This is a genomic window from Streptomyces glaucescens (genome assembly GCF_000761215.1).
Classification (GTDB): Bacteria; Actinomycetota; Actinomycetes; order Streptomycetales; family Streptomycetaceae; genus Streptomyces; species Streptomyces glaucescens_B.
Map to the genome: position 1 here is coordinate 6,927,240 of NZ_CP009438.1, position 26,524 is coordinate 6,953,763.

At 73.7% G+C, this 26,524-nt stretch carries 26 protein-coding genes; 12 read left to right on the forward strand and 14 right to left on the reverse strand.

What is annotated here, in order from left to right; genetic code table 11:
- Positions 1–16: 16 nt before the first annotated feature.
- Positions 17–1,381, reverse strand: coding sequence for an FAD-dependent oxidoreductase (locus tag SGLAU_RS29970; protein WP_043505687.1), 1,365 nt, complete (start codon positions 1,379–1,381; stop codon positions 17–19).
- Between the two features lie 182 nt (positions 1,382–1,563).
- Here SGLAU_RS29970 and SGLAU_RS29975 point away from each other — a divergent pair, with 182 nt between their 5' ends.
- A complete protein-coding gene (locus SGLAU_RS29975; protein ID WP_052413959.1) occupies positions 1,564–1,923 on the forward strand; it encodes an ArsR/SmtB family transcription factor in 360 nt (119 codons plus the stop codon).
- Between the two features lie 119 nt (positions 1,924–2,042).
- Positions 2,043–2,450 (forward strand): four-helix bundle copper-binding protein, encoded by a 408-nt coding sequence (locus SGLAU_RS29980; protein WP_043505689.1) that lies wholly within the window; start codon positions 2,043–2,045, stop codon positions 2,448–2,450.
- A gap of 15 nt (positions 2,451–2,465) precedes the next feature.
- On the opposite strand, the gene SGLAU_RS29985 is transcribed toward SGLAU_RS29980, so the two are convergent.
- Together SGLAU_RS29985 and SGLAU_RS29990 are read right to left on the reverse strand one after the other, a co-directional pair.
- Positions 2,466–3,356, reverse strand: a complete 891-nt coding sequence (locus SGLAU_RS29985) for an arginase family protein (protein WP_043505690.1) — start codon at positions 3,354–3,356, stop codon at positions 2,466–2,468.
- 51 nt (positions 3,357–3,407) lie between these two features.
- A complete protein-coding gene (locus tag SGLAU_RS29990) occupies positions 3,408–4,043 on the reverse strand; it encodes a class I SAM-dependent methyltransferase (protein ID WP_043505691.1) in 636 nt (211 codons plus the stop codon).
- 78 nt (positions 4,044–4,121) lie between these two features.
- Between SGLAU_RS29990 and SGLAU_RS29995 the strand changes: the two genes are divergently transcribed.
- Complete coding sequence (locus SGLAU_RS29995; RefSeq protein ID WP_043505692.1) at positions 4,122–4,577, forward strand: flavodoxin family protein; 456 nt, start codon at positions 4,122–4,124, stop codon at positions 4,575–4,577.
- 134 nt (positions 4,578–4,711) lie between these two features.
- Positions 4,712–5,224: a hypothetical protein gene (locus SGLAU_RS30000; RefSeq protein WP_043505693.1), complete on the forward strand. Its 513-nt coding sequence runs from the start codon at positions 4,712–4,714 to the stop codon at positions 5,222–5,224.
- A 121-nt stretch (positions 5,225–5,345) separates the two neighbouring features.
- Here the strand turns inward: SGLAU_RS30000 and SGLAU_RS30005 are convergent, their stop codons facing one another.
- The 4 genes from SGLAU_RS30005 to SGLAU_RS30020 all read right to left on the reverse strand — a co-directional run bounded on the left by SGLAU_RS30005 (position 5,346) and on the right by SGLAU_RS30020 (position 10,097).
- Positions 5,346–5,789: a MarR family winged helix-turn-helix transcriptional regulator gene (locus tag SGLAU_RS30005; protein WP_043505695.1), complete on the reverse strand. Its 444-nt coding sequence runs from the start codon at positions 5,787–5,789 to the stop codon at positions 5,346–5,348.
- A 532-nt stretch (positions 5,790–6,321) separates the two neighbouring features.
- Positions 6,322–7,062 carry a carbonic anhydrase gene (locus SGLAU_RS30010; RefSeq protein ID WP_043505696.1) on the reverse strand — a complete coding sequence of 247 codons (741 nt, stop codon included), beginning with the start codon at positions 7,060–7,062 and terminating at the stop codon, positions 6,322–6,324.
- A 141-nt stretch (positions 7,063–7,203) separates the two neighbouring features.
- Complete coding sequence (locus tag SGLAU_RS30015) at positions 7,204–8,250, reverse strand: YihY/virulence factor BrkB family protein (RefSeq protein WP_043505697.1); 1,047 nt, start codon at positions 8,248–8,250, stop codon at positions 7,204–7,206.
- Positions 8,251–8,537: 287 nt separating this feature from the next.
- Complete coding sequence (locus tag SGLAU_RS30020; RefSeq protein WP_043505698.1) at positions 8,538–10,097, reverse strand: APC family permease; 1,560 nt, start codon at positions 10,095–10,097, stop codon at positions 8,538–8,540.
- 345 nt (positions 10,098–10,442) lie between these two features.
- Here SGLAU_RS30020 and SGLAU_RS30025 point away from each other — a divergent pair, with 345 nt between their 5' ends.
- The 5 genes from SGLAU_RS30025 to SGLAU_RS30045 all read left to right on the forward strand — a co-directional run bounded on the left by SGLAU_RS30025 (position 10,443) and on the right by SGLAU_RS30045 (position 15,502).
- The gene (locus SGLAU_RS30025; RefSeq protein WP_078957961.1) at positions 10,443–10,745 is read left to right on the forward strand and encodes a helix-turn-helix domain-containing protein; all 303 of its coding nucleotides are present in this window, start codon (positions 10,443–10,445) and stop codon (positions 10,743–10,745) included.
- A 264-nt stretch (positions 10,746–11,009) separates the two neighbouring features.
- A complete protein-coding gene (locus SGLAU_RS30030; RefSeq protein ID WP_043505700.1) occupies positions 11,010–12,326 on the forward strand; it encodes a phytase in 1,317 nt (438 codons plus the stop codon).
- Positions 12,327–12,486: 160 nt separating this feature from the next.
- On the forward strand, positions 12,487–12,714 hold the full coding sequence (locus SGLAU_RS30035; protein ID WP_043505701.1) for a hypothetical protein: 228 nt from the start codon (positions 12,487–12,489) through the stop codon (positions 12,712–12,714).
- 247 nt (positions 12,715–12,961) lie between these two features.
- Complete coding sequence (locus tag SGLAU_RS30040; RefSeq protein ID WP_043505702.1) at positions 12,962–13,663, forward strand: response regulator; 702 nt, start codon at positions 12,962–12,964, stop codon at positions 13,661–13,663.
- 111 nt (positions 13,664–13,774) lie between these two features.
- Positions 13,775–15,502, forward strand: a complete 1,728-nt coding sequence (locus tag SGLAU_RS30045) for a GAF domain-containing protein (RefSeq protein WP_043505704.1) — start codon at positions 13,775–13,777, stop codon at positions 15,500–15,502.
- Positions 15,503–15,551: 49 nt separating this feature from the next.
- On the opposite strand, the gene SGLAU_RS30050 is transcribed toward SGLAU_RS30045, so the two are convergent.
- On the reverse strand, positions 15,552–16,754 hold the full coding sequence (locus SGLAU_RS30050; protein ID WP_043505705.1) for a globin domain-containing protein: 1,203 nt from the start codon (positions 16,752–16,754) through the stop codon (positions 15,552–15,554).
- A 402-nt stretch (positions 16,755–17,156) separates the two neighbouring features.
- On the opposite strand from SGLAU_RS30050, the gene SGLAU_RS30055 reads away from it, so the two are divergent.
- A complete protein-coding gene (locus tag SGLAU_RS30055) occupies positions 17,157–17,621 on the forward strand; it encodes a Crp/Fnr family transcriptional regulator (RefSeq protein ID WP_043505706.1) in 465 nt (154 codons plus the stop codon).
- 28 nt (positions 17,622–17,649) lie between these two features.
- Here the strand turns inward: SGLAU_RS30055 and SGLAU_RS30060 are convergent, their stop codons facing one another.
- The 4 genes from SGLAU_RS30060 to SGLAU_RS30075 all read right to left on the reverse strand — a co-directional run bounded on the left by SGLAU_RS30060 (position 17,650) and on the right by SGLAU_RS30075 (position 22,182).
- Positions 17,650–18,114: a transposase gene (locus SGLAU_RS30060; protein ID WP_043505707.1), complete on the reverse strand. Its 465-nt coding sequence runs from the start codon at positions 18,112–18,114 to the stop codon at positions 17,650–17,652.
- Between the two features lie 99 nt (positions 18,115–18,213).
- Positions 18,214–20,442 carry an endonuclease gene (locus tag SGLAU_RS30065; protein WP_043505708.1) on the reverse strand — a complete coding sequence of 743 codons (2,229 nt, stop codon included), beginning with the start codon at positions 20,440–20,442 and terminating at the stop codon, positions 18,214–18,216.
- 507 nt (positions 20,443–20,949) lie between these two features.
- Positions 20,950–21,228 (reverse strand): hypothetical protein, encoded by a 279-nt coding sequence (locus tag SGLAU_RS30070; protein WP_159072813.1) that lies wholly within the window; start codon positions 21,226–21,228, stop codon positions 20,950–20,952.
- Positions 21,229–21,345: 117 nt separating this feature from the next.
- Positions 21,346–22,182, reverse strand: coding sequence for a hypothetical protein (locus SGLAU_RS30075; protein ID WP_043505710.1), 837 nt, complete (start codon positions 22,180–22,182; stop codon positions 21,346–21,348).
- 324 nt (positions 22,183–22,506) lie between these two features.
- Here SGLAU_RS30075 and SGLAU_RS30080 point away from each other — a divergent pair, with 324 nt between their 5' ends.
- Positions 22,507–23,478, forward strand: a complete 972-nt coding sequence (locus SGLAU_RS30080; protein WP_043505711.1) for a LuxR C-terminal-related transcriptional regulator — start codon at positions 22,507–22,509, stop codon at positions 23,476–23,478.
- A gap of 171 nt (positions 23,479–23,649) precedes the next feature.
- On the opposite strand, the gene SGLAU_RS30085 is transcribed toward SGLAU_RS30080, so the two are convergent.
- A complete protein-coding gene (locus tag SGLAU_RS30085) occupies positions 23,650–24,162 on the reverse strand; it encodes a GNAT family N-acetyltransferase (protein WP_043505712.1) in 513 nt (170 codons plus the stop codon).
- 256 nt (positions 24,163–24,418) lie between these two features.
- Positions 24,419–24,709: a hypothetical protein gene (locus SGLAU_RS30090; RefSeq protein WP_043505713.1), complete on the reverse strand. Its 291-nt coding sequence runs from the start codon at positions 24,707–24,709 to the stop codon at positions 24,419–24,421.
- A 490-nt stretch (positions 24,710–25,199) separates the two neighbouring features.
- Between SGLAU_RS30090 and SGLAU_RS30100 the strand changes: the two genes are divergently transcribed.
- Positions 25,200–26,513 (forward strand): ABC transporter substrate-binding protein, encoded by a 1,314-nt coding sequence (locus tag SGLAU_RS30100; protein WP_043505716.1) that lies wholly within the window; start codon positions 25,200–25,202, stop codon positions 26,511–26,513.
- Positions 26,514–26,524: the final 11 nt, after the last annotated feature.

The following is a 26,524-nucleotide window of genomic DNA, read 5'->3' on the forward strand; positions in this document are numbered from 1 at the left end:
GTCCGCGCCTACGCGCCTACGCGCCGCTCGCCTCGAGCATGTCCTCGCGCTCGACTATCTTCACGCGCTCGCGGCCCTGCGGCTCGCCCAGCGCCTTCTCCGCCGCGTCCAGCCTGTACCAGCCCTCCCAGGTGGTGAAGCGGATGTTCCGCTCGGCCAGGAAGGTGTCCACCGCCTCGGGCGCGGGGGCCTCGGGCGTCTGGAGACGGCCGTTGGCGAAGTCGTCCAGCAGGTTCGCGACGGTCTCGTTGGCGTCACCCTTGGTGTGGCCGATCAGACCCACCGGGCCGCGCCGGATCCAGCCGGTGACGTACACCGACCGCAGGTGCTCGCCGCCCTCCTCGATGACCCGGCCGCCCTGGTCGGGGACCGTGCCCGAGTCGATGTCCCAGGGCAGCTTCGGCAGCTTGTCCGAGAGGTAGCCGACGGCGCGGTAGACCGCGGTGACGTCCCAGTCGGTGAACTTGCCGGTGCCCTTGACGTTTCCGGTGCCGTCCAGCTCGGTGCGCTCGGTGCGCAGGCCCACGACCTTGCCGTCCTCGCCGAGGATCTCGGCCGGCGACTCGAAGAAGTGCAGAAACAGCTTGTGCGGGCGGTCGCCGGCATCGCGGATCGCCCAGTTCTCCAGCGTCTTGGCGACCATGTCGGCCTGCTTGTTGCCGCGCCGCGTCTCGATGGAGCCCGCGTCGTAGTCGATGTCCTCGGGGTCGACGATGACCTCGATGTTGGGGGAGTGGTCCAGCTCGCGCAGCTCCATCGGGCTGAACTTCGCCTGCGCCGGGCCACGGCGGCCGAAGACGTGGACCTCCAGGGCCTTGTTGGCCTTCAGGCCCTCGTAGACGTTCGGCGGGATCTCGGTCGGCAGCAGCTCGTCGGCCGTCTTGGCGAGGATGCGCGCGACGTCCAGGGCGACGTTGCCGACCCCGAGGACGGCGACCTTCTCGGCCTCCAGCGGCCAGGTGCGCGGCACGTCCGGGTGACCGTCGTACCAGGAGACGAAGTCGGCGGCGCCGTAGGAGCCGTCGAGGTCGATGCCCGGGATGGGCAGGTCCCGGTCGGCCATGGCGCCGGTGGAGAAGATCACCGCGTCGTAGAACGAGCGCAGGTCGTCCAGGTTGATGTCGGTGCCGTAGTCGACGTTCCCGAAGAGCCTGATCTGCGGCTTGTCGAGGACCTGGTGGAGGGCGGTGATGATGCCCTTGATCCGGGGGTGGTCCGGGGCGACGCCGTAGCGGATCAGACCGAACGGCGCGGGCATCCGCTCGAAGAGGTCGATGGACACGCCGGGTTCGGCGGCCACGTCGGACTTGAGCAGGGCGTCGGCGGCGTAGATCCCGGCGGGGCCGGCTCCGACAATGGCTACCCGCAGAGGCCGGGGCATGGTCAGGTTCCCTTCGAGCGGTGAAAAGCGACTCGCCGGGAAGCCTAAGCTAAGGCAAGCCTAAGTCGGTACACGGGTCCGGTCTATGGGCTCATAAGGCCGTCTTATGAGAGGGATAAGCGAGCCTTCAGGGTGCCGGGCGGGGGCCAGGAGGCCCGACCGGCCCCCTCTAGGCTGTACGCATGCCAGCTCGCGAGCCCGTGTCCCCCGCACTCGACGCGCACCTGCGCCCGCCGGACAGCGCCCGCCTGGCGGAGGCCACCGAGGTGTTCGCGATGCTCGCCGACCCGACCCGGCTCCACCTGCTGTGGCTGCTCGCGCAGGGGGAGTCGGACGTGGGCTCGCTGACCGAGCGGTGCGCCGCCTCCCGCACGGCGGTCAGCCAGCACCTGGCCAAGCTCCGGCTCGCCGGCCTGGTGGAGTCCCGTCGCGAGGGCCGGCACATCCACTACAGCCTGCGCGACGGCCATCTGCGCCGCCTCGTCATGGAAGCCCTCAGCCACGCCGACCACCGCGTCAGCGGAAAGGCCCCGCACGACTGACCGGCGCGACAGGCCGGTCAGCCGGCCGTGACCGGGGGGCGCGGGCGCGTTTCGCCCGGCCCGGCGGCGGCTAGTCGGCAAGGGTCCGACTGCCCGTCCCGCGTCCCGAGGAGTGGGCCATGACCACGGTCAAGGACATGCTCGCCACCTACCCGGCCGACCTCGGAGAGATCGACCGCACCAAGCTCACCCGGTGTATCGAGGAGTGCGTCGCCTGCGCCCAGGCGTGTACCGCCTGCGCGGACGCGTGTCTCTCCGAGGGCATGGTCGGCGAGCTGACCAAGTGCATCCGCACCGACATGGACTGCGCCGACATCTGCACCGCGACGGCGTCCGTGCTCTCCCGCCACACCGGCTACGACGCCAACGTCACCCGCGCCATGCTCCAGGCGTGCGCCACCGCCTGCAAGGCCTGCGCCGACGAGTGCGGCGCCCACGCCGACCAGCACGAGCACTGCCGCCTGTGCGCGGAGGCCTGCCGCTCCTGCCTGGGCGCGTGCGAGGAACTCCTCGGCGCCCTCGGCTGAACGCGGCGGCACCGCTCACTCCGGCACCCGGGCGGGGCCCCGGTCCAGCCCCGCGCGCAGGCACCGCACGAGCCGGGCCGCGAGCGTGCCGTCCGGGTCGAGCCGCGGATTGAAGATCGTCACGTCGAGGCCGACGGCCCGCCCGTCCCGCAGCGCCGTGCGCAGCACCTCCGTCAGCTCGGCCCACGACAGCCCGCCGGGCAGCCGGTAGTCGACGGCCGGCATGAGCGCGTCGTCGAGCACGTCGGCGTCCAGGTGCACCCAGTACGGCACGGCGGCGAGACGGGCGAGCGCCCGCCGCGCCGCCACCCCCGCGCCGACCGCACGCACACCGTCCAGGTCCACAGCGCTCAGGCCCGGAGGCAGCGGCTGCATGCCCGCCGCGGCGGACTCGCCGGTGTCCCGGAAGCCGAGCACCACGGTGTCCTCGTCCCGCAGCAGGGGCCCGCGCCCTTCGAGATCGGCCAGGAGGCCGGGGCCGCGTCCGGTGGCCAGGGCCAGCTCCATCGAGGCGGCCTCCCCGGCGGGCTCCGCCGACGGCTGGTAGAAGTCGGTGTGGCCGTCGAGGAAGAACAGGCCGTACCGTCCCCGGCGGCGCAGCGCGAGCAGGTTGCCGAGCAGGATGCTGCAGTCACCGCCGAGGACGAGCGGGAAGCGGCCGCGGTCCAGGACGGCGCCGACCGCGTCCGCGAGCCGCACGGCGTACTCCGCCAGACCGGCCGCGTTGCGCACCCCGGTGCGCGGGTCCCGCCGGGGGTCGTACGGAGGCGGCTCGACCCGCCCGGCGCGCACCGCACCGGGCGCCGCCGCCAGCCCCGCGTCCAGCAGGGCCGCAGGCAGCTCCTCCACCCCGGTCGGCCGCAGCCCGAGCACCGACGGGGCCTCCACGATCGCCGTCTCCCGCATGGCCGGACCCCTTTCCGTGGCGTCACGGCCATCGTCCCGCCGCGGGCGGTGTCAGGCGCGCCGGGCGTACAGGAACAGATGCGGCTCCGGTACGGCATCGGGGTGGGCGGGCGTGAAGACGCTCTGCTCCGCGCGGAGCACCTCCAGGCCCCGCGCCTCCGCCAGCGCGGTGAAGTCCCCGGCGGAGAAGCTGGTCACCCGCACCGGCTGCCCCATGAACACCGCGTCGATCCCCTCGATGTCGAGGGGCACCGTCGCCAGCACCGCGGGCGCCCCGGGCCGCAGCGCCCGCGCCAGCCGTCCGACCAGGGCGGACTGCTCCTCCCGGGACATCTGCAGCAGCGAGAAGTACGCGCAGACCGCGTCGAAGGAGGCGTCCTCGAGCGGCGTCTCGCGGATGTCGGCGCACCGGAACTCGGCGTCCGGCACCTGCCGGGCGGCCAGTTCCACCATCACCGGGGAGACGTCCACGCCCAGCACCCGGTGGCCGGCCCCGGCGAGCGTCTCGGCGGTCGGCCGTCCGGTACCGCTGCCCACGTCGAGCACCCTGCTGCGTGGCTCCAGCCGTTCCAGCAGCCACTCCAGCGACGCCCGGTGCGCCTTCGATCCGGCGAACGCCTCCTCGTACGCGCTGCCGAGCGCGTCGAACACCGTCGCCGCGTCCGGGCGGTGGTCCCCGTCGGTCACGCTGCCTCCTCCGGCTGGTCGTGGCGGGCATCGTCCCACCCGCGGAACCGGCCTGACAACGGGCGTTAGGGTTCCGTCGTGCCCACCTTGCTGATCGTGCATCACACTCCGTCGCCGAACTGCCAGGCGATCCTCGAAGCGGTCCTCGCCGGGGCGACGGCCCCGGAGATCGAGAACGTCCGCGTCCAGCGGCGCGCGGCCCTGTCCGCCACCGCCTCCGACGTGCTCGCCGCGGACGGCTACCTGCTGGGCACGCCCGCGAACCTCGGTTACATGTCCGGCGCGCTCAAGCACTTCCTCGACCAGGTCTACTACCCGTGCCTGGACGAGACCCGAGGCCGGCCCTTCGGCTACTACGTGCACGGCGGCAGCGATGTCACCGGAGCCGTGCGCGGCATCGAGTCGATCACGACCGGCCTGGGCTGGCGCCGCGCGGCCGAGCCGGTCACCGTGACCGGCGAGCCCGCCAGGAGCGACCTGGAGGCCTGCTGGGAACTGGGGGCGACGGTGGCGGCGGGTCTCATGCCCGGCTGAGCCGCCGGCACCCGTCCACGCCCGTGATGTGGCCGAAAGCACGTCCCGGACGTGGTTTGGGCCATGTCCATCCGCCGGGGCGCCCGGATACCTTTTTGGCCCACCCCGTTCCCGGCAGCTCGGACGGTCCGCCAGTGCTCACCGATCTCTCCCCGCTCATCGCGGCGACCGCGCAGTGGCTCACGCGTGCCTACCCGGCGTCCGGCGGTGCCCTGGCCGCGGCCCTGTGCGAGGCGCAGGCCCGGCAGGCGGTCACGGTGGCGGCCTGCCTGCGCTACCCGACGCCCACGGACGCCGCCCTGGTCACCCTGACCGGCCCGGGCGGATCGGACCGCCTGGACTGGATCACCGGCGCCGACGCGGCGCCCGAGGACTCCGCCTGGCGCACCTGGGTCGACGAGGTCGTGGCCAGCTGGGCCGCCTGTCTGCTCACCGACCCGGACCTGGCCCGGCTGGCCGTGGCCGCCGTCACCGAGCGGGCGGGGGGAAACGCGCCGGCCGAGTTCCGCCGCCTGATCGACCCCGATGTGCGCGACACGCAGGCCGCGGCCCTGCTGCGCCACCCGGACCTGCTCGCCCCGGTCGCGGAACTGCACCAGGACCACCTCCTGGACCGGCTGGGACCGGACCAGGCGCTCATCGCCTGAGCCGCGCCGTACGCGGGGCCCCCGCCCATCCCGCCGGCGTACGTCCGTTCAGGGTGTCCGGCACCGCCGGCTCGCCGTGACGTCCGCGGACCGGCCGGCCGGACGCCGGAGGGCGACGCGCTCAGGGTGCCCGGACGAGCGGCGGCTCACCCCAGTCGGCGGTCAGCGCCTCCCGTACGGCGTCGACGCCGGCCCGGCCGATGCGCTCGGCCAGCACCGCCTCGACGAGGCCGATCACGGCCCGGGCCCGCTCGTGGACGCGCCGCCCCTCGGACGTGGTGCGGATCAGCCGGCGCCGGGCCGAGCCGGGATCGGGCGCCTGTTCCAGCAGGCCCATGCCGATCAGCCCGTGCACGGCCTGGTGGACCGTCTGGCGGGTGACGCCGATCCGCCGGGCCAGTTCCGAGACGGTGGTGCCCTCGGCGTCGAGCATCGCGAAGACGGACGCCTGCGCGGTGGTCACCGGCTGTTCCCCGGCGGCCTCCATGCTGGCGAAGACCGCGTCCTCGAACCAGCGCCGGGCTTCGCCGAGCAGGTGGGGCAGGTTGGCGGCGCGGTGACTCATGGCTCCCCGGGGCCTCGGCGGTACGGCGGACGCGGGAATTATCCCCTCGCCGCCGGGGCGGCGGAGCCGAGGGGCGGAAAGAAGGGTTGCGGCCTCCCCGTCGGCAGCCCACCGCAGACGGCCGCCTGCCTCGGCCGGCCGGTGCGGGCGGGCCGTCCGGACGCCGGCCGCTGCCGGCACGGCGGTGGGGTGGACGGCGGGAAGGCGACCGCGAGGGGCCGGGCCGGGAAGGATCAGCCGCCGGCGAACGCCCCGCCGCCGCCGGACACCGGCCGGGCGAACCACCCGCCCATCCGGCGGCCGGGCCGGCCGCGTCCGGGTGCGGCGCGTCCGGCGGCGGCAGTCCGGCGGCGTCGGGGGGGGCGCGGCCGCCCGCGTGGTGCGGATGCGGGGCCTCGCCGGCGCGCCGCGCCACGATCCGGGCCGGCTCGTCCCGGCCCGGTCGCCGCGACCGCTGGTCCACCGGGGAGCGGGCGGAGGAGCGGCGGGCCGGGACCGTGCGGCTGCGCCGGGTGAGGGCCCGGGCGCCGCTTCAGGACACGCGGTGCACCAGCTGGCTGGTCAGCTCGTACCGCGCGCCGACGATCGCCAGCCGGCCGTCCGCCACCCGCTCGGCGAGATCGGGCTCCGCCGCGAGCCGGGACCGCACGAGCCGCACGTTCGCGTCGATCGTCGCGTCCACGCGGGCCTCGCCCTGGGTGCCGCGGTCGATGGCCGGCGCTATCTGATCGGCCAGGTACTGGATGTGCGCCGGCAGCCGCCCCCCGGACCCGTCCGCCTCCACGGCGGCCCGCACGGCCCCGCAGGACTGGTGGCCCAGCACCACGACCAGCGGTATCGCCAGCTCCAGCACCCCGTACGCGATGCTGCCGAGCACCGCCTCGTCGAGCACCTCACCGGCACTGCGCACGGTGAGCAGATCGCCGAGCCCCTGGTCGAAGACGAGCTCCGGCGGCACCCGCGAGTCGACACAGCCGAGCACCAGCGCGAACGGGTGCTGGCCCGAGGTCAGTGCCTGCCGCACGGCCGGCGTCTCGTCCGGGTGCCGCTCCCGGAAGGTGCGCCAGCGCCGGTTCCCGGCGGCCAGCTCGCGCAGTGCCTCCGGCGCGGTGGCGGGCCGGGGCCGCGCGGCGGGCGGGGCGGCGGCAGCGGGGGAGACGTCCAGGGCGAGTCCGGCGCCGGCCGCGGCGGCACCGGTCACGGCGGCGCGCAGCAGGGAGCGGCGCGCGGGAGCCGGTGCGGCGGCTCCGGGCGGGGTGTCGTCGAGTGTCACGGGAGGAACGTACGACCGAGCGGACACGCGTTCGGTCGCGCTGCCGAATCATGGTCCGGCATGGCGGAATCCTGGACCGCTGTTGGACAGTTGTTGGCGCGGGCGAGGGCAGGGCTTGGCGCAGGGGCCGTCCGTCGGGACTCAGTTCTCGCCGGGAGACGTGTCGTCGTCCCAGGTCCGCGTCGAGCGCGGCTCGGTGTACGGCTCCTCCTCCGGCGGGTGGCCCCCCGCGATGGCCCGCTGGCGGACGGTTTCGGCGTCGAACTCCAGGCCGAGCAGGATCGCCAGATTGGTGATCCACAGCCAGACGAGGAAGACGATGACGGCCGCCATGGTCCCGTACGTCTTGTTGTACGAGCCGAAATTGGCGACGTAGAACGCGAACCCGGTGGAGGCGATCATCCAGATCACCAGGGCGAGGAAGCTGCCCGGCGTGACCCACCGCCAGCCCCGCACCTTGGCGTTGGGGCTGGCCCAGTACAGCAGTGCGATCATCAGGGTGACCAGCAGCACCAGGACGGGCCACTTCGCGATGCCCCACACGGTCAGCGCGGTGTCCCCGAGGCCGAGGACGTCGCCCGCCCGGCGGGCCAGACCGCCCGTGAAGACGACGATCAACGCGCTGATCACGGCCATGATCATCAGGGCGACGGTCAGGCCGAGGCGCACCGGCAGGATCGCCCACACCGGCCGTCCCTCCGGCATGTCGTAGACGGCGTTCGCCGTGCGCATGAACGCCGCGACGTATCCGGACGCGGACCACACCGCGAGGAGCAGGCCGACGACCGCCATGAGGGAGCCGGTGCCCGCGTTGCCCTGGAGCTGCTCGACGGCGCGCGTGATGATGTCGCGGGCCGAGCCGGGGGCCAGCTTCTCCAGGTTCTCCATCACCTTGTCGGTGGTGGACCTGCCGGAGATCCCGAGCAGCGAGACCAGCACCAGCAGCGCGGGGAAGAGGGACAGGACGCCGTAGTACGTCAGGGCCGCCGCGCGGTCGGTCAGCTCGTCGTCCTTGAACTCCCGGACGCTGCCCTTGAGCACCGCGCCCCAGGCCCCCTTCGGCAGCTTGGCCGGTGTGTCGGGCGCGGCCCGCTCGACCTCGGGGCCGGGTCCGGCCCCCTCGGCGGCCGGCCTGTCGTCGTCGCGCTCGTCCCTGTGCCCCGGGCGTCCCGGAAGATGCAGCTTCATGGTCCCCGAGTAACCCGCCGCCGGACCGCTCACTCCCTCCGGCGCCACTGCCGTGTCCGGACGGCGGTCGTGCCGGAGCCGGGGGGGACCGCGCCGCCCCACGGATCGGCGCCGCGGACTCCGGGTTCGCGGGTCACCCGTCCCGCCGGGGCTGCGCCGGCCGCCGCCCGCGTCGGGGGCCGGCCGCGGTCCCGGCGCCCGGCCACGAACCACCACGCCCGGCGCGCGGACGGCGGGGCACCCCCGGGGGTGCCCCGCCGTCCGCGCGTCCGTCCGCTCGCCGGGTCTCAGTCCTCGGCGACCAGCGCGGGCGTCGACCGGGTGAGGGTCTTGCCCTGGAAGAAGGCCGGGTGGCGCCAGCGCATCGCATACATGATCACGACGCCCAGGAGGAGCAGGCCCACGCCGATCACGAACACCGAGCCCATGCCGAGGACCGAGGAACCGCTGCCGTACGCCGGGTCCCACATGTCGACCAGGGTCTTGGTGAAGACCGCGCTCAGCAGCAGGCCGCCGACCAGCGGGAAGAGGCCCTTGAAGAGCAGGTCGCGGCCGGAGCGCAGCACCTCGGCGCGGAAGTACCAGACGCAGGCGAAGGCGGTCAGGGCGTAGTAGAAGCAGATCATCAGGCCGAGCGCGTAGATCGTGTCGACCAGCACATGCTCGCTGACCAGGGTCATCACCGTGTAGAACACGCCGGTCGCGACGCCCGCCATGACCGTGGCGCGGCCCGGGGTGCGGAATCGCTCGTGGACCTTGGCGTAGGACGCGGGCAGCGCCTCGTACGTCGACATCGCGAGCACCGTACGGGCCACCGGGATGAACGTGGTCTGCAGGCTCGCCGCGGCGGAGGCCAGGACGGCCACGAAGAGCAGGATGCCCAGCGCCGGACCCATCACCGGGCCGGCCAGCGCGGCGAAGACGTTGTCGGAGGTGTCGGGGTTGGCGAGGCCGAGCCCCTTGTCGCCGGAGCCGACGACCATCTGCGCGGCGACACCGGTGGCGAGGTAGGAGCCGACGAGCACGACCATGGCGACCAGGGCCGCGCGGCCAGGGGTCCTGGTGCTGCCGGTGGTCTCCTCGTTGGCGGTGAGACAGGCGTCCCACCCCCAGTACATGAAGATCGACAGGGAGAGGCCGGCGGTGAAGGCGGCGAACGACTGCACGGCGAACGGGTTCAGCCACGACCAGGAGAAGTCCGCCGAGGTCGGGAAGTCGGCGCTGCCCGCCTTGCCGAGGGCCATCGCCACGAAGACGGCGAGCACCACGAGCTGGAGTCCGACCAGCGCGTACTGGACGCCCTTGGTCGCGGTCATCCCGCGGTAGCTGATGACGGTCGCGACGGCGACGAGCGCGAGGCAGGTGACGATGTGCACCGCCTTGTTGCCGTCGAGCGCCGCCACGTCGTCGCTGCCGGTGATCTCCCCGGCCAGCAGCCAGAAGTACGACGTCGCCACACCGGCCAGGTTGGAGAGCACGATGATCGTGGCGATCACCAGCCCCCAGCCGCACATCCAGCCCACCTTCGGGCCGAACGCCTTCACCGTCCAGGTGAAGGAGGTGCCGCAGTCCGGCATCACCTTGTTCAGCTCGCGGTAGGCGAACGCGACCAGCAGCATGGGCAGGAACCCCGCGAGGAACACCGCCGGCATCTGCAGACCGACCTCGCCGGCGGTGGAGCCGAGGGTCGAGGTCAGGCAGTAGACCGGGGCCACCGTGGAGACGCCGATGACGGCGCTGCCCAGCAGCCCGACGGAGTTCCCGCTCAGGCCCTTGGCGCGCATGCCGTCGGCGGGATCCCCGTCGCCTGTGTTTCCGGCCATGGGCCGTACGTCCAGCTGAGTCATGAACAGGACGTTAAGTGCTGCGGTTTCCGCGCCAACGGTGCGTGACATTCATGGGTACGAGTCTCCATGATCCAGCTATTCGAGGGTGAGACGCCGCTCACTCCCTACGTTTCGAAGGCATCGCGGGGCCGTGGAACTTGTCTTCCACAATTGAACAGTCGGTGTTCGATATTCGGGAATCGCAGCCGAGCCCGGAATGCCCGGTTCCAAAGCTTCCGGTGTGATCCGCGTCACACACCGAGGGTGGCCGATATTCGATACCCGGTCAAGCGTCGCCGTGTGTTCCGCCTTCATTCGGAAAACGCATGGTCCATGCTCCGCAGTGCTAGATTGCACGTCGTGCGGATGACTCTGGAGGAGCGGGTTCGCGCCGCCGTGGCCGCGCTGATGCACGCCACCGGCGAATCCCAGACGGACGTCGCCGCCGCGCTGGGCGTCAGTCAGGCGCAGGTCAGCCGTCGGCAGTCCGGCAGCGCGGCGTGGAGCCTCGCCGACTGCGACGCCGTCGCCGAACACTTCGGCATCGACCCACTGGACCTCCTGGCGGGCCCCACCCGGGCCTTCGAGGCCCTGCCGCAGGAGCGGCGCCGACGGCCCGCCCGCCGCGGAACCGCGCGGGCGCTGCCGGAGCGGGAGGCACCGCCATGACGGCACCGAGGCGAACGACACGCTCCTCGCCGCCCACGGCGAAGGAACCCGATCGCCCCGCCCGTCCGCGGGCACGCCGACCGGAAGCCCGCGGCAGCCGCCCGCGCCTTCCCTGACGGCTCCGGCCGGTTCACGGCTCCCCGGTTAACGGAAGTCGACGTACGGTCGTACCCCCCGCACTCGCGCGTACAGATCACGGCCCCCTGCACGCAAGGTTCTCCCCGCACCATCTGCATGTCCTCGACATCGATGAAGGAAGCGCTTGTGAGAACGCACCGCACGCCACGCAGGGTCACCACGCTCGCCCTGGGGGCCACCCTGCTCGCCCTCGTGACCGCCGCCCCCGCGGGGGCCGACGACACGGGCCTGCCGACGGTCGCCCCGACCGCCGAGACCCCTCCCCTCTACGACGACGAGGCGGGCGGCAACTCCGACGCGGACGACCCGGCGATCTGGCGCAACGCGGCCGACCCCGACCACAGCCTCGTCATCGCGACCGCCAAGGAGGGCGGACTGCGGGTGTACGACCTCGGCGCCCGCCTGGTGCAGTCGCTGCCCGCCCCGCGTCCCCCCGCCGAGGACGACGCCCCGGGCCGCTACAACAACGTCGACCTCGTCACCGGCCTGCGCACCTCCACGGGCCGCGTCGACGTGGCCGTGGTCAGCGACCGCGGCAACGACCGCCTGCGGATCTACCGCATCGACCCCGCCCGGCCCGGCGCGCCGCTGACCGACATCACCGACCCGGCCGCCGCCCCGGTGTTCTCCGCCGACCAGGCCGAGATCAACGACCAGCGCACCGCGTACGGCCTCGCCACCTGGCAGGACAAGGCCACCGGGCGCACCTACGCCCTGGTCAGCCAGCGCGAGCGGACCCGCGTCGCGCTCGTGGAGCTGACCCCGGCCGCGGGCGGCACCGTCGGCTACCGCAAGGTCCGCACCCTCGACCTGCCCTCCGCCTTCCGCCTGCCGAACGGCACCACCTGGTCCCCCTGCGCGGAGCCCGGTGAACTCCCGCAGGTCGAGGGCATGGTGGTGGACCCGGCCACCGGCACCCTCTACGCCGGCCAGGAGGACATCGGCATCTGGCGGATGCGGGCCGACCTCACCACCAAGCCGGTCCTGGTGGACAAGGTCCGCGAGTTCGGCGTCCCCGGCGTCTACGACGAGGCGACCGAGGAGTGCACGGCCGGGGCCGACCCCGGTTACGGCGGTGAGCACATCTCCGCGGACGTCGAGGGCCTGACCCTGTTCCAGGAGTCCGACGGCGACGGCTACCTCCTCGCCTCCAGCCAGGGCGACGACACCTTCGCCCTGTACGACCGGGAGGTGAGCGAGGACAACGAGTACGAGGGCGGCTTCCGCGTCGGCGCCGCCTCGGCGACCCTCGACGGCTCGCAGGAGTGCGACGGCGCCGCCGTGCTCAACGCCCCGCTGGGCAGCCGCTACCCCAAGGGTCTGCTGGTGGTCCAGGACGGCCACGGGACCCCGGAGGTCCCGGACGGCGAGGGCGGCACCCGCACCGCGACCGGCTTCAAGTTCGTCGACCTCGGCGACGTGGTGGACGCCGCCGACATGTGAGGCCCGCCCCGCCGCACCCCTACGGCCGCCGGACACCCATCACGCCCCGGCGGCCGTGCCGCCCCGTGCCGGAACCCGTCGGCACCCCGGCCCCCACTCCGGTTACTCTTTGTGATCATCGTCCGGCCAGGCCGGACCGCATCTCACGAGGGGGAACGTCATGGCGCGCAAGCCGGTCAAGGCCGCGGTCGGAGACGTCTGGATCACCTGCCAGATCTGCCGGGGCGAGCTGTTCCGCGAACGCGGCGTGATGCTGAACAGCGCGGGCATGGAGTTCATGAAGATGGCCTGGGCGGACGAGACGGCCACCGGCCTGATCTGCTGGCACTGCGGATACGTTCACCTCTTCGCCAACCGCGACATACGGCTGTACAAGGCGGAGCAGTAGAGGCCCGCGCGAGCAGCCGGCCCACCCCTCCCGCCCGCGGTGACCGAGGGCCCGCGAACCGGCGCACCGCCCCCGCACCGGCCGGAAGCGGCCGGCCCAGCGGCCGTCCCCTCAGCGGCGGGGGACCTCCAGCGGCGGAACCGGCCCTGATCAGGGCCGAACGGCCCTGGCCGGCCGGCCCTCCGCGGAGCAGGATCCTGTACGGGGAGCCCCAGGCCCCCGCAGGACCCGAACCGAGGAGCGAGCGATGGCGGACGCCGAGCGGACCGGACCGGACGTGCCGGTCCGGGTCTTCCTGCTGGACGACCACGAGGTGGTCCGGCGCGGGGTGCGGGACCTGCTCGACGACGAGCCCGACATCGACGTCGTCGGCGAGGCCGCCACCGCCGGGCAGGCACTCGTCCGGGTGCCGGCGCTGCGCCCGCGGGTCGCGATCCTCGACGTCCGCCTCCCCGACGGCGACGGCGTCACCGTCTGCCGGGAACTGCGCTCCCGCATGCCCGGTCTCGCCTGCCTGATGCTGACCTCCTTCGACGACGAGGAGGCCCTGCTCGACTCGATCATGGCGGGCGCCTCCGGTTACGTCCTCAAGCAGATCCAGGGCTCCGACCTGGTCACCGCCGTCCGCACGGTGGCCCGCGGCCAGTCCCTGCTCGACCCCAGCGCCACCACCCGCGTCATGGCCCGCCTGCGCGGCGCCGAAGGGCCGCCGGACGAGCCGGACGCCCTGCCCGACCTCACCGCGCGCGAGCGGGAGATCCTCGCCCTGATCGGGGAGGGCCTCACCAACCGCCAGATCGGGCAGCGGCTGTACCTCGCCGAGAAGACCGTCAAGAACCACATCTCCCGGCTGCTCGCCAAGCTGGGCGTCGAACGGCGCATCCACGCCGCCGTCATCGCCACCCAGGCCGGGGACCGGCTCCGGCAGGAGGGCCGCGGCGGCCGCTGAGCCCGCCCGGCCGCCCGGGGCGGCGCAGGGAGGCGCCCGCCCGGCCGGTTACGGTGGCGACAACGAGCGTCCGGGTGGCGGGCGCACGAGACACACCAGGAGGAACCCCGGGTGGCAGGCTCCGCGGAGTCCGGAGAGGCACACCTCCGGCTTCCCCAGCTCCGGCTCGACGAGCTGCTGGAGGAGGTCCAGGCCCGCCTGGACGCGGTCCGCGGCACCCGCGACCGGGTGCACAACCTGCTGGAAGCGGTGCTCTCGGTCGGCAGCGAGCTGGACCTGGAACAGGTGCTGCACAGCATCGTGCAGGCCGCGGCGGTGCTGGTGGACGCCCGGTACGCGGCGCTGGGCGTGATCGGCCCCGACGGCAGGCGGCTCGCGGACTTCCACACGGTCGGCGTCACCGAGGACCAGATCACCGGGATCGGCAGCTTCCCCGAGGGCCACGGCATCCTCGGCGAACTGATCCGCAACCCCGAACCGCTGCGGCTGGCCAAGCTCTCCGACCACCCCGCCTCGTACGGCTTCCCGCCCCACCACCCGCCGATGAACACCTTCGTCGGCGTCCCCATCCGGGTGCGCGACCAGGTCTTCGGCAACCTCTACCTGACCGAGAAGCGCGGCGGCGCGCAGTTCGACGACGAGGACGAGTCGGTCCTCGCCACGCTCGCCGTCGCGGCCGGTGTGGCCATCGACAACGCCCGCCTGTACGAGGAGTCCCGGCTGCGGGAACGCTGGCTGCGGGCCAGCGCGGAGATCACCCACAGCATCATGTCCGGCAGCGACCGCGCGCAGGTGCTGCGGCTGATCGCCGAGCGCGCCCGGGAGATCACCGGCGCGGAGCTGGCCGTGGTCGCGGTGCCCACGGAGGGCGCCGGCGCCGGCACCCTCACCGTGGAACTGGCCCTGGGCCGCGAGGCGGACGCCCACCAGGGCCTGGTGCTGCCGGTGCGGGCGAGCCTGATCGGCCGGGCCTTCGCCACCGCCACCACCGTCACCAGCGCGGACATCACCCAGGACGACCGGGTCTCGTCCGGCCCGCCGCGGTTCGCCGGACTCGGCCCGGCCGTCGCGGTGCCCATCGGCAGCGGGGACGGGGTCCGCGGGGTGGTGCTGCTGGTCCGCGAAGCTGGTCAGACGGTCTTCACCGAGCAGCGCACCGAGCCGCTGAAGTCGTTCGCCGGGCAGGCCGCGGTGGCCATGGAGCTCGCCGAGCGGCGCCGGGACGCCGAACGGATCGCGGTGCTCCAGGACCGTGACCGGATCGCCCGCGACCTGCACGACCTGGCGATCCAGCGGCTCTTCGCCACCGGGATGACCCTGCAGAGCGCGGGGCGCTTCATCGAGCACCCGGGGGCCGCCGAACGGGTGTCGCGCGCGGTCGACGACCTCGACGAGACCATCAAGATCATCCGTTCGACCATCTTCGGACTGCGGTCCCGCGAGACCGGCGCCGGGACCGGTCTGCGCGCCCGGGCGGTCCGCGTGGTGGGCGAGGCCGCCCCGGTCCTCGGCTTCGCGCCGGGTCTGCGGATGGACGGACTGCTCGACACCCGCGTCCCCCGGGAGACCGCCGACCACGCGATCGCCGTCCTGTCCGAGGCCCTGACCAACGTCGCCCGGCACGCCCGCGCCGGCCGCGCCGACGTCGTCCTCGCCACCGACGGGCGCGAACTGCGCCTGGAGGTCGCCGACGACGGCGTCGGCATCCCGCCCGGGGGCCGCCGCAGCGGGCTGCGCAACATGGCGGAACGCGCCGCCCAGCTGGGCGGCGACCTGACGTGGACGGCACCGCCGTCCGGGGGCACGAGACTGGTGTGGCGGGTGCCGGTGACGCCCTGAACCGGCACCCGGGGCCCGCGCCGGCGGGCCGGGACACCGGCCGGTCCGCTCAGGCCGCGCCGGCCTGCCACAGGTCGGGGCCGAACACCTCGTAGCGGATGCTCCGCGGCGGGACGCCCCGCTGGAGCAGCGCGGACCGCACGTCCCGCATGAACGGCAGCGGCCCGCACAGGTACACGGTGGCGCCGGCGGGCACCGTCACCTCGGACAGGTCCATCCGGCCGGTGCGGGCACCGGCCTCGGCCAGGCCCGCCCGCTCGTACCAGAACACGGCCTGCGCGTGCGGCAGACGATCCGTCAGCTCCCGGGTCTCGGCGCGCAGGGCGTGGTCGCCGGGGGAGCGGTCGGCGTGCAGGACGAGGACGGCCCGCTCGGAGCCGGTCGCGGCGAGCCGGTCGAGCATGCCGACCAGGGGGGTGCAGCCGATGCCCGCCGACACGAGGACGAGCGGGGTGTCCGCCTCGTCGAGGACGACGTCGCCGAACGGCGCGGACAGGGTGAGTTCGTCCCCCACCCGCACGGTCCGGTGCAGCAGGTCCGACACCTCGCCCGCCGGGGCGCCGGCGCCGCCCGCGACCCGCTTGACGGTGATGCGGCGCAACTGGCCGCCCGGGTCGCAGGACAGGCTGTACTGGCGCACCTGGCGCACCCCGTCCGGCATCGTCATCCGCACGCTCACGTACTGCCCGGCGCGGGCCGCCGGGGCGGGGCCGCCGTCGGCGGGCCGCAGCAGGAAGGACACCACGTCCGCGGTCTCCGCACGGCGCTCCACGACCGTCCACGGCCGCCAGATGTCACCCGGCGCCACTCCCGCGTCCCGGTAGATCCGGGCCTCCCGGGCGATCAGCGCGCCGGCCATCAGCCAGTACACCTCGTCCCAGGCCGCCGCCACCCGCGGCGTCACCGCGTCGCCCAGCACCTCGGCGATCGCACCGAACAGGTACTTGTGGACGATCGTGTACTGGTCCTCGGTGACGCCGACGGCCGTGTGCTTGTGCGCGATCCGCTCCAGCAGGGCGTCCGGACGGGCGTCGGGCTCCGCCAGCAGCGCGCTCGCGAAGCCCGCCACCGCCCCGGCCAGGGCCCGGCGCTGCGTGCCGACGGCCTGGTTGCCCCGGTTGAACATGCCGTCCAGCAGTTCCGGACGGTCCTGGAACATCGAGCCGTAGAAACGCTCGGTGATCTCGTCGAGCGCACCGGCCACGGCGGGCAGCGTGGCGCGTATGACGGCGGCGGACTCAGCGGACAGCATGAAGCCTCCCTGGACAGGACGGACAGGACAGCGGGACGACCGCAGCGAGCGCACGACCGGCCGCCTCTGTATAGCAACCGCAGCCGCCCCCGCCACGGCGTTCACGGGCCGTTGCCGGCAACCGGGGACCACGGGCCCGGGAAGTCGGGACCTTCGGCCCCCTGACCGAGGGCCCACCGGACCCACCGCCGGGACGGCGCCCATCGGACCCCCGGCGGGGCGGGGCCCGACCCACGGTCCGGGCGGGGCCCACCGGACCCACCGCCCGGACGGGGCCCATCGGCACCCCGCCGGGGCCGCCCGGCCCAAGCGGGACCGTGCCCCCGGGCCGGACCCTGGAAGCAGGTGCCGTACCGCGGCGGCACGCACACTCCGGCCGCCGCCGCACGAGGAGGTGCAGTCATGACCACCGCGACCACGCCCCGCGTGACCCGCTCCCTGCCCGCCGGACACCGGGGCACGCTCATGACCCTCGCCCGCGAGACGAGCGTCCCGCAGGGCACGCGACTGTTCGACGAGGGCGGCCGCGCCGACCGCTTCTGGATCATCCGCACCGGGACGGTCGCCCTCGACGTCCGGGTGCCCGGCCGGCGCCCGGCCGTCATCGAGACGCTGGGTTTCGGCGATCTCGTCGGCTGCTCCTGGCTCTTCGCGCCGCACGTGTGGCACCTGGGCGCCGAGGCGGTGACACCGGTGCGCGCCTGGGAGTTCGACGCCAGGGCCGTACGCGACCTGTGCCGCGGCGACCCCCGCCTGGGGGAGGCCGTCGGGCGCTGGGTGGGCCAGGTGCTCGTCCACCGCCTGCACGCGGCCCGCACCCGGCTACTCGACCTGTACGCCCCCTACGGCAGCGGCATTCCCGGCTGAGCGCCCCGGCGCGTCCGCTCGCCGGACGTCACGCGCCGCTCGTGTTGCGGATCATGCGCCGCAGCACCCTCAGGGCGGTGACGTAGTCGGCGTCCTCGATGCCCTCGTGGACGCGGGCGCGGATCGCCGGGGCGTGCCGCTTCAGTTCGGCCCGCGCGGCCTCGCCCGCCTCGGTGATCCACCACCGCCCGTCGCCGTCCCGGGTGAGCCGGCCGCCCTCCAGCAGGGCCCTCGCCTCCGCGGCCAGGTCGTCCTCGGGCCTGAGGTAGGAGCGCATGGCCTGGCGCAGCTCCGCGAGCGTCCTGCCGCGGCCGTCGGGGGACAGGTCGTGCGGCGACAGGTTCCGCAGCAGCCAGTACTGGGGCTGGGTGAATCCCAGTTCCGCCTGCCGGGCCCGGGTGAACGCGATGAGCGCCTGATGGGCCACTCCCGTCCAGTACGCGGCCGGCTGCGCCGCGAGCTCGGCGTCCGTCAAGTCCTCGGGTGTCGTCATGTCCGCGCGCTCCTCGTGTGGCCGGTCGCTGCGGCAGCACCGTAGGACCTCGACCGAGGTCGAGGTCAAGGAGACCGCCAGGAGGCGCAGCGGGACCCCTCAGGGCCACACGCCCGAGAAGTCGATCTCGCGGGCCCACTCGGGGTGGTCGATCAGCGGATTCCGGTTGCCCTGGATCTCCGCGACGGCAGCGTTGCGGTGCCGCTCGTACTCGGTGACCGCCTCCCTCTCGTGCCACTGCAGCAGGACGGGCAGCCGCTCCTCGGGGAACTCGGTCGCCACGTCGCCGACCCGGCCCGGGTAGCGCAGGAGGAAGTACAGGGTCGCGCGGGCGACCGCGCCCTTGCCGTCCTCCGGCTCGAATCCGACGTCCTCGCGCATCCCGCAGTCGTCCCGCTGGGACTCCTCGAAGTGGACGAAGTCGAAGAACGGCAGGTTGCCGCGGTAGCTGTTGCAGCCCGGCTCGCAGGCGAACAGGTGGTGCAGGTCGCCCCGCATCGGCTCCTTCCGGGCGAACCACGACTGCGGCACCACGTGCTCGCAGTTGAACGGCATCGCCGCCTCCAGCGCGGCGAACTCCTCCTCGAACTCGGCCGGCCCCGCCGTGCTCTCCTGGAGCAGCAGCTCCTGCACGCGGGCGAGCCGGGCCTCCGCCACGGCCGCGTCCGCCCGTATCAGCTCCTCGGCGGAGAAGCCCTTGCCCGAGTAGATGCTGCGCAGCCGCCGGTCCTCGTGCAGGTCGACCCACGGGTAGAGCAGGTTCATCGGCTTGTACCGGGGCTGCGGGGCGTGCGTCCGCGCCAGCAGCGCGGTCAGGGCGCGGCGCAGCGCGTCACCGTCGCCGGTGCGGACGTCCGCGTAGTAGGCGTCGCGTGCCGCGGCGTCCGCCGTCCGGTCGTAGTAGGGGCGCTCCCGCGCGAGCCGGTGGCTGCTCAGGGCGGCCTCGACGTCCTTCTCGACCGCCGAGACGATGTCCGCGCGCCCGGCAGGGTGCGGGGCGGCCGCCGGCGTCGTCACCGGCGTGGGTGCCGTCATCGCCGGCGTCGGAGCGGGTGCGGGCTGCGGGGCGGTGCTCACGGTGATCCGCAGGGGCACCGTCACCTGTATGGTGCCGTCCGCTGCCCGGACTGCCGCTGCGGGCGCCCCCTGGGGCACCTGGTGCGAGGCCTGGACGGCCGCGGCGCCTTCGGACCCCGGCGGGCCGGCGGGAGCGCCGTCGGGGACCGGCGGCGGGGCGCCCTCCGCGGAGGACGGGCCGAGACCGGTGGTGAAGACCTCGTCCCGCAGCCGGGCCGCCTCACCGGTCAGGGTCACGCCGTGCAGCGCCTGGAGCACGCGGCTGATCCGCACCCCCTCGTTGGCCCGCCACGCCAGTCGGTGCTCGCCCGTCTCCGGCCGCCACACCGTGCCGTCGACGCTCAGCGGACGGCCCTCGGCGTCGGTCTGCGGGACGGCCGAGTGGTGCAGCGCGACGACTTCCCACTGGTCGTTGAAGACGGGCGAACCCGAGGATCCCTCGCGGGTGTCGCACACATAGTGCAGGAAGCGTTCCAGGAGGTCGACGACCTGGTTGTCGCGCAGCGCGATCTGCTTCGGCTCACCCCTGGGGTGCTGGACGATGTTGACGAACTCCCCGATGATCACCTTCCCCTGCGCCTCGCTGAGGACCAGCCGGCCGAACGAGGACAGCGCCTCGCCCTGCGTGCCGCGCGGGGCGACCGCGACCAGGCTGTAGTCCAGGGCCCGGTCGGTGACGAAGAACCGGTGCGGTTCCAGCGCGAAGACCGCCGGTACGAGCGGGCCTCCGTCGACCCGGTCCTGGAAGGCGAACGCGACCGTGGCGCGGCTCGCCGGCTCCGGGCCGCGCAGCACGTGGTTGTTGGTGAGCAGCAGGGAGGGGGACACCATGAAGCCGGTGCCGTGGCCGCCTCCCGGCCCGCTGACGGTGATCCTGCCGACCGAGCGGGAGACCTGCGCGCCCTCCTCCAGGAACGCGATCGGGGTGAGGTTGTTGCGCCCGATCAGACGCTCGAGCCCCAGCACCTCACTGGTGAACTCCTCGGGCGGCAGCAGCAGGGTGCTCCCCGCGCCGGCGGCGGGCACCGTCGGCGTCTGCTCGATCGCCCGCGCCATGGCCCAGTCGGCGCCGATGCGGGCCAGCCGCTTCTGGACCCGGTCCGGCGTGTCGGCGTAGAGCACGCCACGTGTGGCGAGGACGGACTGGTTCCTCTCCCGCTGCTGGGTGCGGTTCGCGTAGCGTGCCGCGGCCATCGTCAACTGCGACAGATAGGCCGACTCTCGTTCCGAGGCGATTTCCGCCGTGGCCATGATCAGCCTCCCGGCCTGCTGGTGATCGTGGCGGTGTGTCGGGGACACGGTTCTTGCGATGACAGGCGGGGCGTCCGGTGAAGGCGTCGGGCTCTGCCGTGGACACGCGCGGACGGGAACCGCGCGGCGCACCTCACATGGGTCTTCCTGTTCCGATGCTTCCAGACGGGGAACGGCCGCGCAAAGCAACCGCCGGCCTCGGCTTCGGTGCCGGTGCGGCGGCGGGTGCCCCGCACGGCAGGGACGTTCCCGTACGGCAGGGACGTTCCCGTACGGCCGGGACGTTCCCTACGGCCCGGGCGCCCCCGCACGGCCGGCGGCGCTCCGCGCCCAGGCGTGTGAGGCGCGGGCCCCGCCCCGTGCGCGCCGGGCACGCGCCGGCGCTGGACGGTGCTGACGCAACTCCCGCGCGGTCATCGCCTGCCGCGGGCGCCGCGGGCCGAGGAGCCTCCGCGGCACCCCGGCGCCGGCGTCCGGCAGTGCGCGTGTGTGCGACCGCCCACGGAGTCAGGAGTACCGGTCGGGGAGATGCAGCAGGAACACGCGGATGGCCTCGTTGATGTCCGGCAGCCTGCTGGCGACCTCGTGGACCACGGGCGTGGAGACGGTCACCCACCACAACTCGGTCCTGCGCTGCGCGAAGCCGGAGCGGAAGGCGGACACGGAGAGGACCCCTACGGGCAGCCCACGGTCGTCGGGGGCGTACTTGAGGCCGTCGTCCCAGTACACGTCGAAGTAGTCCTTCCGGTCCGCCCGCTCGTGGAGGGAGAGTCTGCGGAGCCTCAACGCCGTCCTGAGACGTGGCTCGATGCCGTCCAAGTAGCCCATCCTGGCCCTCGCTTCCGTCGGTTCCCGCACTGCGTGCGCAGTCGGTCGGTGATCCGTGCCGGCCGGCCGGCTGCCTCACGGTTCGGTGGTCACCTCGAAGCCCGCCCCGTGGACGCCCCCGGGGGTGGCGGCGTCCCGGGCGCGCAGGTCGGCGAGGATGTTGGCCGAACTGGTGTACTCGAACGGCGGGAAGGAGAAGGTGATCGCCTTGGTGATCCCGGCCCAGGGGCCCGCGGCCTGGAACCCGTTGGCCTCGGAGGGGAGTTCGCTGCCCGGCACGTGCCAGACGGCCGGTCCGCCCGAGTCGCCGGCCAGGTTGGCCGCCGGCGACCGGTAGATGCCTCCGGTGTTGGCCATGACGGTGCCGAACCACACGCCCGTCTGGCCCGACACGACGAGTTCGTTCACCCCCGTCGCGAGCAGCCGCTCGGTGTCGAGGGCGGGGAGCGGGGCGTTCGGGCTGGCGGTTCCCCCCGGGACCTCCAGGACGCCGGTCTGCTTCAGGTAGGGCCCCTGCGAGGAGAGCGTCACCTGGGGGACCAGCTCGATGATCATGTAGTCCTTGGTGATGTGCCCCGTCCGTGAGCCCTCGGGGTCCTTGAAGTAGCGCACGTGGCCGATCGGCCCGAAGCCGGGGTCGGCCCGGTCGTAGACGGGGGCCACGTCGTCGTGGATCTCACGGTCGGCGTAGGCGGGATCGCTGAGGCAGTGGCCGGCCGAGACGGCGATCCGGTGCCCGTACCTGTCGGTGCCCACCGCACCGATCGTGCAGAAGGGGTACGACGCCGACGGGCTGAAGAGGATCTGCATCCCGTTGTGCACGCGCTTGCCGGGTCCGGCCTGGGCGGCACCGGCTCCGGCCGTCCACAGGAGGGTGAGGCTGAGCAGCAGCGCGCACAGTCGTCTGTACATCGCGGGACCCTGTCTGCCGGGGAGCGGGGACGAGTGGACGGGCGGACGCGAAGGCCGCCTCGGGACGCGGCTCGCACGGCTCGGCCGGGCAGGCGGAACTGCTCTCATGAGTTGTCCTCGGGGTGGGCTGGACGCCATGGACGCCGGCCGACGTCGCGGCAGAGGCGGCCGGCCGGTCACGGGAGATGACACCGCATCACCCCTGGGTGACGCCATACGCGCGGGCGGCGCAGACGGGCCACTGGCGCGAGTGCGCTGTCCGCGCAGTAGTCTCCGGGGATCGCGCAGAACGGCCCCGTTGCACCGTGAGGCGAGGTGGTAGTCGTGCACGACGTGCTGGACCCCGGCTCCGACCGTGGCCGGGTCTACCGGTCCCTGGTCCGCCACCCGCACGAGTCCGCCGGGCGGCTGGCGGCCCGGACCGGACTGGACGAGGCCGCCGTACGGGCGGTGCTGCACGAACTCGCCGCCGCCGACATCGTCGTGACCACCGGCCCCGGGGACGCGGGGGCCGCTTGGGAGGCGGTGCCGCCCGCGCAGGTCGTCGAGGCGCTCCTGCGGCACAACGACAGCGTGCGCACGGCGCTGCGCCGGACCGGTACGGAGCTGGAGCGGCTCTACCGTGCCGCCAGGAGGGAGTCCGGTCACTACGGCGCGCTGGAGGTCGTCGAGGACCACGCGCGCGTCCTGGCGATCAGCCGGCAGCTCCAGCAGTCGGCGCGCCGTCAGCTCCGCTGCATCGACGTGCCGCCCTACTCCGGCACCGCCGACTTCTACCTCGCGCAGGAGGCGCTGCAGCGCGAACGGATGGCCGCCGGGGTCGTCTACCGCGCCATCTACTCCGGCTCCGCGTTCGACGACCCCGTCGCGTGGCCGAACATGGCCCGCATGATCGAAGCCGGCGAACAGGCCCGGACCCTGGACGATCCGCCTCTGAAGCTGGCCATCCGCGACGACGACCTCGCGGTGGTCACCCTGGCCGCCGACGACCGCCCCGGGGTGGTCTCCCTGTTGATCCGCCCGTCCAGCCTGTTCCGGGCGCTGTCCAACGTCTTCGAGTCCCTGTGGAGACTCGCCGTTCCCGTCTCGGCGACGGGCGCCGCCACGCAGATCGACGCCCGGGACCGGCAGATCCTCACGCTGATGGCCAGCGGTGCCACCGACGACGCGATCGCCCGGCACCTGGGCGTGGGCCGCCGCACCGTCGTGCGCCGCGTCTCCGCCCTCCTGGCCGCCCTGGGCGCCACCACGCGCTTCCAGGCGGGCGTCCAGGCGGCACGGCGCGGCTGGCTCTGAGAGCGGGGCCGGCGACCCGGCACGACGCGCGCGCGGCGCAACGCGTCCGTCCGGACCCGGCCCGCACCGCGGCGCGGACACCACCGCGCCGCCCTGCGCCCGCGGTCCGCGAGGGCGGTCCCCGGAAGGTGCCGCCGGGCGGGGACGCCGTGTCCCCGCCCGGCGGACCGCTCAGATGCCGAACGCGGCGGCGTAGCGCACGGTGCCGGCCGGCAGCGGGTGCCCGGAGCCGAGGGCGAGGGCCATCAGGGCCTCGTCCGGGACGTCGATGCTCAGCCCGATGCCGTGGGCGGACGCCCGGGTGAACCCGAACCGCGGGTAGTACGCCGGGTGTCCCAGGACGACGACGTACCGTTCGCCCGCCTTCGTGGCGGCGTCGAGGGCGGCGCGGACGGCGGCCGAGCCGGCTCCGCCGCGCTGCCGTTCGGGCCGTACGGCGCAGGGGCCCAGGCACAGTGCCGGGACGTCGCCGATGTGGCAGCGGGTCAGCAGCGCGTAGCCGGCGAGCCGTCCGCTCCCGTCCGCGGTGACGACGGACAACCCGTCGATCCAGGCGGCCGGGTCGGCGCGCAGCGCGTCCACCAGGTCGGCCTCCAGCGCCGTCGGGAAGGCGGCGAGGAGGATGTCACGGACGGCGGCGCTGTCGCCAGGGGTCTCGGCGCGGGTGATCCAGGTGTTGCTCATGACAGGTACGGATCCGTTCCGTGGAAGGTTCGTGTGAGGCCTCGCGGGCTCACGCTCCCGGCGAGGAGGGACGGACGAGGTCAGGCCACGGCCCGGGACGTGAGGGTGACCCGGGCGCCGGACGCGGTGGCCCCGAACGCGGTCATCGACCTCACCTCCCCGCTCTCCTCGTCCCGATCGACACGAACGGCCCCACGGTACCGAACACCGCCGCACCCGCCAAGGGGTGCCCCGGGGTGCCGGGGTGCCCGGCGGCTCACTCCCCGCCGGGCCCGTCCTGCTCCGGTTGCCGGGCCCTGCGCTGCACCTCCGCCTCCAGTTCGCCCCGCGAGGTGCCCTCGGACTCCGCGTGTTCGGTGATGGCCAGCTGCACCTGGCGGGAGAGGTCGCTCCAGGCGCGAAAGGCCGTCTCCCACTCGGTGTGCTGTTCGGCGGCCCACCGGCCCTCGGTGGGCCGGCCGAAGGCCTTCTGGACGCGCTGCAGCTCGGCCTGTGCCGCGTCGGCCGCGCGCTGCAGTTCCACGAGCTCGTCGATGGTGTGTGCCACGCCGGGATCCTATGGGTGAAAACGGGCACTCCCCGGCCTCGACACGGTCGGCGCGCACGGCACTGACCGCGCCCCCGTGCGCGCCGGGTGACGCCGGGCCCCATTCCCTGCCGGTCCGCCTCGGTGCCACCGCGCGGACCGCGGAGGACTACGACGGCCCCGGCCGCGGCATGGCGGTGTTCGAGCGGGACCTGCCCGTGACCGCCCGGGACCGCTGACGGGGGCGGCGGGCGGCCGAACGCTCCGTCGCAACACAACCGTTGCACTCGGCGGGTGCGGCAGTCGAGCCGCAGGTCACGTGCCGTACGTCCGCCGTCGCGTGGTCGCCGCGCCCGTCGTCCGCCGTCGCCGGGCGGGACGTACCTGCGCCGGGGGCCTTGACGGACCCTTCCCGTGGCTATTAACTCACGCCATAAATTAAGTCGGTACGGCCAGCAGGGGCGCGCGTCGTACCGGTTCCCCTCGCGTCCCCCGGAAGGGTCCCAGGAGCATGCGCAGATTCAGAGCCGCAGTCACCGGTGCCGTCACCCTGTCCCTCGCGTTCGCCGCCACGGCCTGCGGCGGCGGCTCCGCGACCGGCGGGGGCGACGACTCGCCCAAGACCCTCACGTACTGGGCCTCCAACCAGGGCGCGAGCATCGAGGTCGACAAGAAGGTCCTCCAGCCCGAACTCGACAAGTTCGAGAAGCAGACCGGCATCAAGGTGAAGCTGGAGGTCGTGCCCTGGTCGGACCTGCTGAACCGCATCCTCACCGCCACCACGTCCGGCCAGGGCCCCGACGTCCTCAACATCGGCAACACCTGGTCGGCCTCGCTCCAGGCGAGCGGCGCGCTGCTGCCCTGGGACGAGAAGAACTTCGACAGGATCGGCGGCAGGGACCGCTTCGTGGAGTCCGCGCTCGGCTCCACCGGAGCCCCGGGGCAGGACCCGGCCGCCGTGCCGCTGTACTCGATGGCGTACGCCCTCTACTACAACAAGAAACTGTTCGCCGAGGCCGGGATAGCCGAGCCGCCCGCCACCTGGGACGAGCTGGTCACCGCGGGCAAGAAGCTCACCGCGAAGGGCAAGAACGGCATCGGCGTCGAGGGCTCCAACCTCTCCAACAACATCCACCAGGTCTTCGTCCTCGGCAAGCAGCACGGCGCCGACTTCTTCACCCCCGACGGCAAGCCGGACTTCACCTCCGACGGCGCGGTCGCCGCGGTCAAGCAGTACGTCGACCTGATGGCCAAGCACAAGATCGTCGCCCCGGGCAACGCCGAGTACGCCCAGAACCAGTCGCTGAGCGACTTCTCCAAGGGCAAGACCGGCATGCTGCTGTGGCAGACCGCGTCCGCCACCTTCAAGGCCCAGGGCATGAAGGACGAGGACTGGGGCGTCGCCCCCGCCCCCGTCCAGTCCGGCGAACCGGGCACGGGCACGGCCACCAACTCGATGGTCGCCGGCATCAACATGGGGGTGTTCAAGAACACCGACAACCTCGACGGCGCGCTGAAGTTCGTGAACTTCATGACCAGCGACGCGGAGCAGAAGATCCTCAACAAGGCCTACGGGTCCATCCCCCCGGTCAAGACCGCCCAGTCCGACCCGGCTTTCGGCGCCCCGGCCGTCGCCGTGCTGCGCGACACCCTCGCCACCAGCGCCACCGCCCTCCCGCAGGTGCCCGAGGAGTCCCAGTTCGAGACCGTCGTCGGCACCGCCGTCAAGGAGCTGTTCGCCGACGCCGCCGCCGGGCGGGCCGTGACCGAGCAGTCGGTGCGCGAGAAGCTCGAGAAGGCCCAGCAGCAGATGCCGAAGAAGTAGGCGCGAGCCCC

Bases quoted from the DNA above. Each gene is read 5' to 3' on its own strand.
- SGLAU_RS29970 (WP_043505687.1), bottom strand. From the start codon at position 1,381: ATGCCCCGGCCTCTGCGGGTAGCCATTGTCGGAGCCGGCCCCGCCGGG.
- SGLAU_RS29975 (WP_052413959.1), top strand. From the start codon at position 1,564: ATGCCAGCTCGCGAGCCCGTGTCCCCCGCACTCGACGCGCACCTGCGC.
- SGLAU_RS29980 (WP_043505689.1), top strand. From the start codon at position 2,043: ATGACCACGGTCAAGGACATGCTCGCCACCTACCCGGCCGACCTCGGA.
- SGLAU_RS29985 (WP_043505690.1), bottom strand. From the start codon at position 3,356: ATGCGGGAGACGGCGATCGTGGAGGCCCCGTCGGTGCTCGGGCTGCGG.
- SGLAU_RS30005 (WP_043505695.1), bottom strand. From the start codon at position 5,789: ATGAGTCACCGCGCCGCCAACCTGCCCCACCTGCTCGGCGAAGCCCGG.
- SGLAU_RS30015 (WP_043505697.1), bottom strand. From the start codon at position 8,250: ATGAAGCTGCATCTTCCGGGACGCCCGGGGCACAGGGACGAGCGCGAC.
- SGLAU_RS30020 (WP_043505698.1), bottom strand. From the start codon at position 10,097: ATGACTCAGCTGGACGTACGGCCCATGGCCGGAAACACAGGCGACGGG.
- SGLAU_RS30025 (WP_078957961.1), top strand. From the start codon at position 10,443: ATGACTCTGGAGGAGCGGGTTCGCGCCGCCGTGGCCGCGCTGATGCAC.
- SGLAU_RS30035 (WP_043505701.1), top strand. From the start codon at position 12,487: ATGGCGCGCAAGCCGGTCAAGGCCGCGGTCGGAGACGTCTGGATCACC.
- SGLAU_RS30040 (WP_043505702.1), top strand. From the start codon at position 12,962: ATGGCGGACGCCGAGCGGACCGGACCGGACGTGCCGGTCCGGGTCTTC.
- SGLAU_RS30050 (WP_043505705.1), bottom strand. From the start codon at position 16,754: ATGCTGTCCGCTGAGTCCGCCGCCGTCATACGCGCCACGCTGCCCGCC.
- SGLAU_RS30055 (WP_043505706.1), top strand. From the start codon at position 17,157: ATGACCACCGCGACCACGCCCCGCGTGACCCGCTCCCTGCCCGCCGGA.
- SGLAU_RS30060 (WP_043505707.1), bottom strand. From the start codon at position 18,114: ATGACGACACCCGAGGACTTGACGGACGCCGAGCTCGCGGCGCAGCCG.
- SGLAU_RS30065 (WP_043505708.1), bottom strand. From the start codon at position 20,442: ATGGCCACGGCGGAAATCGCCTCGGAACGAGAGTCGGCCTATCTGTCG.
- SGLAU_RS30075 (WP_043505710.1), bottom strand. From the start codon at position 22,182: ATGTACAGACGACTGTGCGCGCTGCTGCTCAGCCTCACCCTCCTGTGG.
- SGLAU_RS30085 (WP_043505712.1), bottom strand. From the start codon at position 24,162: ATGAGCAACACCTGGATCACCCGCGCCGAGACCCCTGGCGACAGCGCC.
- SGLAU_RS30100 (WP_043505716.1), top strand. From the start codon at position 25,200: ATGCGCAGATTCAGAGCCGCAGTCACCGGTGCCGTCACCCTGTCCCTC.